3 protein-coding genes are annotated in these 1,602 nt (G+C 62.5%); 2 read left to right on the top strand and 1 reads right to left on the bottom strand.

The window, feature by feature from the left end; all coding sequences use genetic code 11:
• The first annotated feature begins 288 nt into the window (after positions 1-288).
• On the top strand, positions 289-423 hold the full coding sequence (locus tag EN780_RS41445; protein ID WP_281033931.1) for a hypothetical protein: 135 nt from the start codon (positions 289-291) through the stop codon (positions 421-423).
• A 92-nt stretch (positions 424-515) separates the two neighbouring features.
• Positions 516-803 (top strand): Dabb family protein, encoded by a 288-nt coding sequence (locus EN780_RS33790; RefSeq protein WP_127311475.1) that lies wholly within the window; start codon positions 516-518, stop codon positions 801-803.
• Here the strand turns inward: EN780_RS33790 and EN780_RS33795 are convergent.
• Positions 776-1,602 (bottom strand): glycosyltransferase family 2 protein (locus EN780_RS33795; protein ID WP_133372869.1); only part of this gene is annotated, 827 nt, incomplete at its 5' end. The genes EN780_RS33790 and EN780_RS33795 overlap by 28 nt on opposite strands.

The raw sequence follows: 1,602 nt of genomic DNA on the forward strand, positions 1-1,602 counted from the left end.
GCGTCGCCGGGCGCAACACCCAAGTCTTGCTTGAAAGCCATTTCCTGCCCCCGACTTTCGGGAGGCCAGCACACATGGCCGACCCCGCACCCCTCTTGAGGTTCATTCATCCGGCACAAATGCAGCGGCTACATTTTCCGTTGAATTCCCGACACAATCTTCCACGGCATCAGGGTCAACTTCAAGAGGCAGGCGAAGACGGTTCTGGAGCCAACAAATCCAGAGGAGAATGTCCTCGGCCCTTGGAATCTCTATGGTTGCCGCCACCCGCATGCGATAACTTTAGTCATGCGTTATGTCATCGTCATCATCACCCTCACCTTCGCCCTGATCTGGGACGGCCTCTACAATCAGGGCCGCTACCTCGACACGACGGTCAGGGAGGTATCGCGCATCGTGCGCTACGTCACCGGCGCGGTCTGACGCCGCGCATGGCAGGCGCGACATCGTTGCCGGTTGACGCTGCGCCCTTGCTCCCACAAAACACGCCTGAAATGACGATCAGGGAGGCTGGGTTGATCCGGCACATCGTTTTCTTCAGCGTGCGACGCAAGGAGGATGTGGAGGCCGTTCGATCGGGCCTGCTGGAATTGGGCAGGATCCCGTATTCGACGCATTTCGAAGTTACGCTCAACACCAAGGTCGATCTGTTCTCCAACGCGATCGACGTCGTCGTCTACGCCGAATTCGAGGACGACGCCGCGCTCGCCGCCTACAAGGCGCATCCGCTCTATGCCGAGACGACCAGCCGGGTCAAACCGTTGCGTGAACTGCGTTATTCGGCCGACGTCGTGGCCGCCTGAGAGAGCGACTGTTCGAGCTGGCGCCTTTGCCGGCGCCCGGCGAAATAGCCAGTCACCACGCCAAAGCCGCCGGGCAGGTTGCTCGCCCTGCGCCACGCCATGATTTCCGCCAGCGCCACGCCGAAGCTGCCTTGCGCCAGAGCCTTCAGGACGCCGCGCAGCGTCAGGTAGCTGAGGATCGTGGCGTAATCCGGCGTCTGATAGTCCTCGCAGCGGGCGACGAAATCGCTCAGCCCGGCGATGTAGCCGGCATGGGTGCGCGACATCGAATTGGCTTCGCGGTATTTGAGGACGTCGACGGCCTTGCCGAAGGCGATGCGGTGCTGCCGTCCCAGCCTGACCAGGAACTCACGGTCCTGATGGCGGTACAAACCGTCATCGTAGCCGCCGATCGACGCGAAGGCGGAACGGCGCACTGTAACGGTCGAATTGGTCAGCGGCACGCAGTGACAAAGCAGGAGCCGGCGCAGTCTCTCCGCGTCAGGCGTCGGGTCGGGCAATCGATGCAGGCGCTGGCGCCTGTCGGCGACGTCCTTGAAGCCGTCGATCGTGCATGCGACATCCGGATTGGCATCGAAGAAGGCGATCAGCCGTTCGATGCGCCCGGGACAAAAGGCATCGTCGGAATCGAGAAACGCAATAAGCGGCGCGCTGGTCAGCGCCGCGCCTTCGTTGCGCGCCCGGTTGGCGCCGGAGGGCACCGGGAGGCGGCGCCACGCCAGGCGCGGATCGGCAAGCGAAGCAAGATAGGCCTCGGTATCGTCCTCGGAACCGTCGTCGATGACCACCAGTTCGATAT

The organism is Mesorhizobium sp. M4B.F.Ca.ET.089.01.1.1, from assembly GCF_004022605.1.
In the GTDB taxonomy this organism is placed as follows: Bacteria; Pseudomonadota; Alphaproteobacteria; order Rhizobiales; family Rhizobiaceae; genus Mesorhizobium; species Mesorhizobium abyssinicae.

Coding starts and splice junctions, on each gene's coding strand:
- EN780_RS41445 (WP_281033931.1), top strand. CDS start 289: ATGCGTTATGTCATCGTCATCATCACCCTCACCTTCGCCCTGATCTGG.